The sequence below is a fragment of the Kitasatospora sp. NPDC048286 genome (genome assembly GCF_043201735.1).
Lineage (GTDB): Bacteria > Actinomycetota > Actinomycetes > Streptomycetales > Streptomycetaceae > Kitasatospora.
Genome location: NZ_JBICZE010000011.1, coordinates 350,168 through 356,299, shown reverse-complemented (window position 1 = coordinate 356,299; position 6,132 = coordinate 350,168). Strand labels below are relative to the sequence as shown.

Here is a 6,132-nt window from a genome sequence, read left to right as displayed (position 1 = left end):
GGGATCTCCACCACCGCCGACCTCAACACCTTCATCACCGCCCTGCTCGGCGGACGGCTGCTGCCCCGGCCGCAGCTCGCCGAGATGATGACGGTCACTCCGCAGAGCCAGGGCAGGTACGGCCTGGGCCTGGAGCGGACCACCACCGACTGCGGCGAGCTCTGGGGCCACACGGGCGGCATCCCGGGCTTCAGCACCTTCCTGTACACCAGCCCCGACCTGCGCCGTCAGCTCTCCGTCTCGATGAACGGCAGTGGCCTCTCGACCCCGCTGCCCACCCGGAAGGCCTTCGAGAAGCTGGTGGACGCCGCGACCTGCACCGGCTGACCCTGACCTCAGGCTTCGCCGAACTCACCGCTGCGGACGGCGGCGACGAAGGACGCCCAGGCGGAGGTGGGGAAGGCGAGGATCGGCCCGTGGGGGTCCTTGGAGTCGCGGACCCTACCCGGGTGCGCGTCGTCCACCTCGACGCAGCTGCCACCGTTGTTGCTGTGCGAGCTCTTGCGCCACACGGCGCCGGCCAGATCAGGTTCGAGAGCACCCATAGCCCTTGCCTGCCCTCCCCCGCACACGCAAAACGCCCGGCTGGGAACCCCCAGCCGGGCGTCAGGCTGACCGACTTCAGACCTCGCCGAACTCGCCACTACGGACAGCGGTGACGAACGACTCCCAGGCCTCGGCCCGGAAGACAAGAGAAGGCCCCTTCGGATCCTTGGAGTCGCGGACTGCGCCGGGACGCGCATCATCCACCTCGATGCAACCGCCCCCGCCATTGCTATAGGTGCTCTTGCGCCACTTGGCGCCCACGGTGTGAGACATAGTCCACTCCTTCCAGGATTCGACTCAGACGTCGCCGAACTCACCGCTGCGGACGGCGGCGACGAAGGACGTCCAGGCCTCGGCAGGGAAGGCGAGGATCGGCCCGTTCGGGTCCTTGGAGTCGCGAACCCTCCCTGGGTGCGCGTCGTCCACCTCGACACAGGTGCCACCGTTGTTGCTGTGCGAGCTCTTGCGCCACACGGCGCCGGCCAGATCAGGTTCCAGAGCACTCATGGCCCTTGCCTGCCCTCCCCCGCACACGCAAAACGCCCGACGGGGGAACCCCCAGCCGGGCGTCAGGCTGACTGACTTCAGACCTCGCCGAACTCGCCACTGCGGACGGCAGCGACGAACGACTCCCACCCGTCGAGAGGGAACACGAGGGCAGGACCCTTTGGATCCTTGGAGTCGCGGACCGGCATGACACCTGGGTAGCCATCTGCAACTTCGACGCAACCACCCTGCCCGTTGCTGTACGTGCTCTTCCGCCACCCGGCGCCGGTCAGGTCAAGTTGCATGGCGTTCACAGTCCTTCCGTGCCTCCCGGATCACGACCAGGCTGTCCGGTTGATTCAGGGCATTCACCTGGAGCCGATCGTACATTCCGGCCCACCTTGATACGACCCCAGCATCCTGCTCCAGGAAGCCCCGCTGCAGCGTCTCCGTGTACCCGACCATGGCACGATTCGGCAGAGTGAGCAGCGTGACCGCATGCGAGAAGGGACGCTCCTCACCGAGCGTGTAGGGGGCGACCTGGACAACAATATTAGGTCGCGCCGCCAGGTGCTCCAACAGCTGCAACTGACGTGCCATGACAGCCGGTCCGCCGATTGGGCGCCGCAGAGCTGATTCATCGAGAACAACGTGAATCGCCGGCGTCCGGTCGAGGAGTCGCTGTCGCACGGACAGAAGCTTGAGACGTTCGTCCGCCTGCTCCTGAGTTGCTTCGCCACGCCGAACGGGTGCCGACTCGTAAGCAGCGCTGTAGTCCAAGTGCTGAAGTATGCCGGGCACCATGTCCAGCTCGAAGAGCCGGATAGCAAGAGCTTCCCGCTCCTTGGCCGCAAACTCGGGGAACCCCGGAATCAACGACCCGTTCTTCCAGCTCCACCAGAGGAGTTCGAGCGACCCGTTGGTCTCCAAGGCCGCGTCGCAGAGCCTGACAAAGTTTAAGCTCGGAGCCTGCTTTCCCGTCTCCACGTTCGAAATGTAGACGTTCGAGTACCCGACCAGCTTCCCCAGCCCGACCTGAGTCAGGCCCTTGGCATCCCGTGACGCGCGGAGATGAACAACGAGCGCCGCCAGTGGTGATGACGTCGGATCAAGCGTTCGACGATTCATGATCACCCTCAACTTAAAGTGGGGCTAACTAGAGAGTTCAAACGCTTCCGATCGTAGGGGAAGTCACGTCACCATGGCTACACCTGGTGATTCACCGGATGCACAGCGCAATCTTTCGCACGCAATCCCCCCTTGAGGTGCTCCCCCATGCTCACTGCCCGGCGTCCCCGCATGTTCGTCGCGCGCCTCGACTCCTGCGTCGAATCCACGCCCCTGGCCCGCTACATGCTCCGCGCCTACCTCTCCGGGCTGCCCTCCGGGGACCGGTACCGCGACACCGCCGAACTCCTCCTCGGCGAACTGTTCGCCAACGCCGTCCAGCACTCCGGCGCGCCCGACGACCGCCACATCGAGATCCGCTTCGCCCTCGTCAACTCCCGCCTCCGGCTGGAAGTCCACGACGCCAGCACCACCCGCCCCGCCCTCCGCACCGCTTCCCCCGACGACGAGCACGGGCGCGGGCTGTTCCTCGTCAACGAACTCGCCGAACGCTGGGGCTGCGCCACCCGCCCTTGCGGCATCGGCAAGTTCGTCTGGGCCCTCGTCGCTCCCGCCACCACCGTCTGAAAGCCCGAACCCCCGTGAACCTCGCTACCCTCGCCCGTCACACCCTCTCCCGCGGCGCCACCCCCGCCGCCACCTACGCCCTCCTCGCCCGACTCGGCCACCAGCCCCTCCCCGTCGCGCGAGCCGTCTGCCTCGCCCTCGACATCCCCCACGCCGAAACCACCCGCCGCCTCGCCGACTGCCACGACGCCCTCCTCGCCGACCCCCGCCCCAACTCCGAGAACGACACCGGCGAACTCCTCGAAGCCCTCGGCGTCTTCGACATCCCCAAGCCCCTCACCCCCACCCAACACACCATTGTCGCCCTCCTCACCACCGCCATCGACGCCATCGGCGGCATCCGCCCCGGCCACCACCACGGCCTCAACCGCTGGTTCACCACCGGCAACCTCACCGCCGCCTACCTCTCCCTCACCGCCACCCACCCCCTCCCCCGCACCGGCGACCCCACCACCTACTGGACCACCCTCACCACCGCCGGCGAACTCCTCACCACCACCCCCAACCCCGACCCCCGCCTCACATACGCCCTCACCCACTGCCGCACCCAAGCCACCCACACCTGAACCCACACCCCGCACGAGAAGTCGAGCCCGCCGACTTCCTGTGCAGCGCAGTCGCCCATGCCTGATCGGCCGGGCCTGTCCACCATCGCCAGCATGCGAGCAGTGCTCGAGGCCTTCCTCCCGCGCGCCCCCATGGCTCCGGCGTGCGCCATAGGCCACGACGGAACGCTCGGGCTCCCAACTCCACCCGCGATGAGCCTTGTTGACGCCCGAGCGAAGAGAAAACAATCCGACGCACACCATCCGATAGACAGAAGAGGAGCACCGCATGCTGCCCAGCACAGTCTTGGAGGAGCTGGCCGAGGTGGCCGGCGAGTTGTTCGAGGGCGAGCCCGAGTACTACATCGCCCCGACCACGGACCGCTACCAGTACAAGAAGAAGAGCGGAAGCAGCGACGCCCCGCAGACCTACGACTCTTTCGAGGTCTGACATCAAGGGCGGACCGCCCTTCCAAGGGCGGTCCGCCCAACCCCGGCAACACCGTACGAGGGGAATCCATGCTCAAGCTACGCATCCTTGCGGACGACATGCGACACCCGTGGGAATGGGCCGCTGGCCGCTGGTTCAGCGGCAGTTCCTGGGTCGAGCCCTTCTGCCACCCCATGACCGCCCAGCACTTCCTGACGGACGGAAGACGTACGGCACTCATCAACGTGGCCCGCATCGCGGGGGCCGCTGAGGGTCTGAGCCGCGCGCACACTGCCGACGCCGCTCTTTACGACAAGGCCGTCAGCGCGGTACTCGACCACAACGACGACTGGGTGATGGTCGAGACACGCACGGACGGACAAGTACGAGTGCTCACCGGCACTTCCGGTACCGCACCGCTCTATCTCACCGCATGCACCGACGCCCTGTACGGTTCCTGGGACCTGCTGGAGTTGCGCCGCCACAGCGGCGACCTGGACGTCGTGGAGGTGGCACGACGGATCTCGCTGTCGGCCCGATACACGAACGCAACGTTCTGGCAGGACGTGCACCAACTCACCGAACGCGCCTGCGCCCTCTACACACCGGGCAAGTTGTCCGTGCAGTTCCCTGAGCCTGCCGAGCACTCCCGAGCCCGGAAGATCCGCGACGGAGCGAGCCCTGTCGACGCGTTCGAACAAGTGCTGAGCAGCGTCATCAGGCGGATACCGTGGAGCGCGGACAGCACCGCCGTGCAGCTGTCCGGCGGCGTCGACTCCACGAACACCGCTCTCGCCCTAAGCACCGACGAACGCGGATCCGGCCTCGTGGCCGCCGCCCTGATCCTGGACGGGGCTCGGGGAGCGCAGCAGACCCGGAGGCGTCGGAGCGTGATCGGCCACATCGATCGCGACTGGGCCGACGTCACCGTGAACGCCGTGGATCACCTGCCCTACGCTCCCGGTTCGATCTTCGCGCGCCAGGTGCCTGTGTCCCCTTACGGGGACCTCTACCTCGATGCTGTCGACACCCTCCACTCTCTACTGGAACAGCGAGGGGTTCGAACGGTATTCACGGGCATCGGCGGTGATGAACTGATGGCTTTCACCAGCGTGGAGGCCCCGCAGCGCACGACCCCCCTGTCGCAGTTGCCGACGTGGCTCGGACCGACAGCCCGCGAGGCGTTGTACGACGTGGATACGGGGATCGCGCCAGCAGCCGTCGTCCCCGAGACAGCGCTCATGGCAAAAGCCGGCGTGGCTCCTCCCCTCCTCAAACGCGGCATGTGGCCGGTCCATCCGCTCACGGCTCCGGCTCTGGTGCGGCTGTGCGAGTGGACGCCCGTGGACTGGCGCGAGGACAAGCAACTTCTCCGGGAGCTCATCGACCGCCATGGAATGGCGCCGGAGATCGCCCGCCCACCGATCCCGGAGAACTTCGGCAATATCATGGCCCTCGCTATGAGCAGGCACGGTGCCGGCCGCGTGCGACAGCTACTGGACGAGGGTTCCCCGCTGCTGGAGGCCCGGCTTCTCGACCCGGAGGCGCTGCACGCCGTCGCGGACCGGCTTGACACCGGAAGAGCCCAACGCGAGGACCGTGAAGTGGTGTTCGCCCTGCTCGCGGACTCTGCAACGACGATGCGTTGATCGCCTGAAGGACCGTCACACAGGAGACAGGAGACACCGGTGTTCCGGATGCGCGAAGCGACCGAGGCCGATGCCCGCGCGATCGCCGACATGGTCCGCGAGCGGTCCCGCTGGCTGGCGGAACGCGGGCTCGGCGAGTGCGCGGCGGCGGCCGACGAGTTCGGCGCCCAGGCCGCACATCCTGACATTCCCGTGTGGGTGTTGGAACACCAGGAGCACGGTGTGGTCGGCTGCACGACGGTCATGCGGGAGAGCGCCCTTCCCCGGTGGGGCTTCACGGACGAGGAACGCGCCGAGCCCAGCCTCTTCCTCACGACCAGCTTCACGCGGCCGAACCCGTACCGCCTCGGCCGCCTGCTCGCCTGGTGGGCCCTCGACCGCGCCGCATCGGACAACGTCCGATGGGTGCGTCGCGGCACCGCCCAGGAACCGTTGTCGCGCTACTACCGACGGGAGCAGGGCTGGCAGCTGCTGCGCGTGGCCGAACTCCCCGAGGCGAAGGTCCACCTCCTCCAGCGCCGGGCCGAGCCTGTGCCGGAACTACCGGACCTCATGTCCGGAGTCGGGCTGTAGGAATCCACCGGAGTCGACAACGCCAGCTACCCCACAAACGGTCCGAGCTGACGGCCGGCCAGGCCCTGCCGCAACCGGCCGCCGAGGTGTGGGGGGGGGGGCGGCCCCCGGGGGGGCGCCCCCCCCCCCCCCCCCCCCCCCCCCCCCCCCCCAAACCCCCCCCCCCCCCCCCCCCCGGCCGGGCCCCGCCCCCCCCCCCCCCGGGGCG

The 6,132-nt window shown here is 68.0% G+C and carries 11 protein-coding genes; 6 read left to right on the top strand and 5 right to left on the bottom strand.

The features are described 5' to 3' along the window. A partial coding sequence (locus ACGF13_RS27000) for a serine hydrolase (RefSeq protein WP_392879664.1) occupies window positions 1–327 on the top strand: 327 nt, incomplete at its 5' end. A gap of 8 nt (window positions 328–335) precedes the next feature. Here ACGF13_RS27000 and ACGF13_RS26995 read toward each other — a convergent pair. From ACGF13_RS26995 to ACGF13_RS26975, 5 genes are all read right to left on the bottom strand, one after another. Next, window positions 336–545 carry a DUF397 domain-containing protein gene (locus ACGF13_RS26995; RefSeq protein WP_392879663.1) on the bottom strand — a complete coding sequence of 70 codons (210 nt, stop codon included), beginning with the start codon at window positions 543–545 and terminating at the stop codon, window positions 336–338. Window positions 546–621: 76 nt separating this feature from the next. After that, the gene (locus ACGF13_RS26990) at window positions 622–819 is read right to left on the bottom strand and encodes a DUF397 domain-containing protein (protein WP_392879661.1); all 198 of its coding nucleotides are present in this window, start codon (window positions 817–819) and stop codon (window positions 622–624) included. A 24-nt stretch (window positions 820–843) separates the two neighbouring features. Then, window positions 844–1,053 carry a DUF397 domain-containing protein gene (locus ACGF13_RS26985; protein ID WP_392879659.1) on the bottom strand — a complete coding sequence of 70 codons (210 nt, stop codon included), beginning with the start codon at window positions 1,051–1,053 and terminating at the stop codon, window positions 844–846. A gap of 77 nt (window positions 1,054–1,130) precedes the next feature. Further along, complete coding sequence (locus ACGF13_RS26980) at window positions 1,131–1,337, bottom strand: DUF397 domain-containing protein (RefSeq protein WP_392879656.1); 207 nt, start codon at window positions 1,335–1,337, stop codon at window positions 1,131–1,133. Further along, on the bottom strand, window positions 1,327–2,160 hold the full coding sequence (locus ACGF13_RS26975) for a Scr1 family TA system antitoxin-like transcriptional regulator (RefSeq protein ID WP_392879654.1): 834 nt from the start codon (window positions 2,158–2,160) through the stop codon (window positions 1,327–1,329). Before ACGF13_RS26975 ends, ACGF13_RS26980 begins: the two co-directional genes overlap by 11 nt. Before the next feature lie 147 nt (window positions 2,161–2,307). On the opposite strand from ACGF13_RS26975, the gene ACGF13_RS26970 reads away from it, so the two are divergent. The 5 genes from ACGF13_RS26970 to ACGF13_RS26950 all read left to right on the top strand — a co-directional run bounded on the left by ACGF13_RS26970 (window position 2,308) and on the right by ACGF13_RS26950 (window position 5,924). Next, on the top strand, window positions 2,308–2,727 hold the full coding sequence (locus ACGF13_RS26970) for an ATP-binding protein (RefSeq protein ID WP_392879653.1): 420 nt from the start codon (window positions 2,308–2,310) through the stop codon (window positions 2,725–2,727). Window positions 2,728–2,741: 14 nt separating this feature from the next. Further along, window positions 2,742–3,293 (top strand): hypothetical protein, encoded by a 552-nt coding sequence (locus ACGF13_RS26965; protein WP_392879651.1) that lies wholly within the window; start codon window positions 2,742–2,744, stop codon window positions 3,291–3,293. A 268-nt stretch (window positions 3,294–3,561) separates the two neighbouring features. Continuing rightward, complete coding sequence (locus ACGF13_RS26960; RefSeq protein WP_392879648.1) at window positions 3,562–3,723, top strand: hypothetical protein; 162 nt, start codon at window positions 3,562–3,564, stop codon at window positions 3,721–3,723. A gap of 68 nt (window positions 3,724–3,791) precedes the next feature. After that, window positions 3,792–5,351, top strand: a complete 1,560-nt coding sequence (locus ACGF13_RS26955) for an asparagine synthase-related protein (RefSeq protein ID WP_392879646.1) — start codon at window positions 3,792–3,794, stop codon at window positions 5,349–5,351. A gap of 48 nt (window positions 5,352–5,399) precedes the next feature. Next, window positions 5,400–5,924 (top strand): GNAT family N-acetyltransferase, encoded by a 525-nt coding sequence (locus tag ACGF13_RS26950; protein ID WP_392879643.1) that lies wholly within the window; start codon window positions 5,400–5,402, stop codon window positions 5,922–5,924. Window positions 5,925–6,132: the final 208 nt, after the last annotated feature.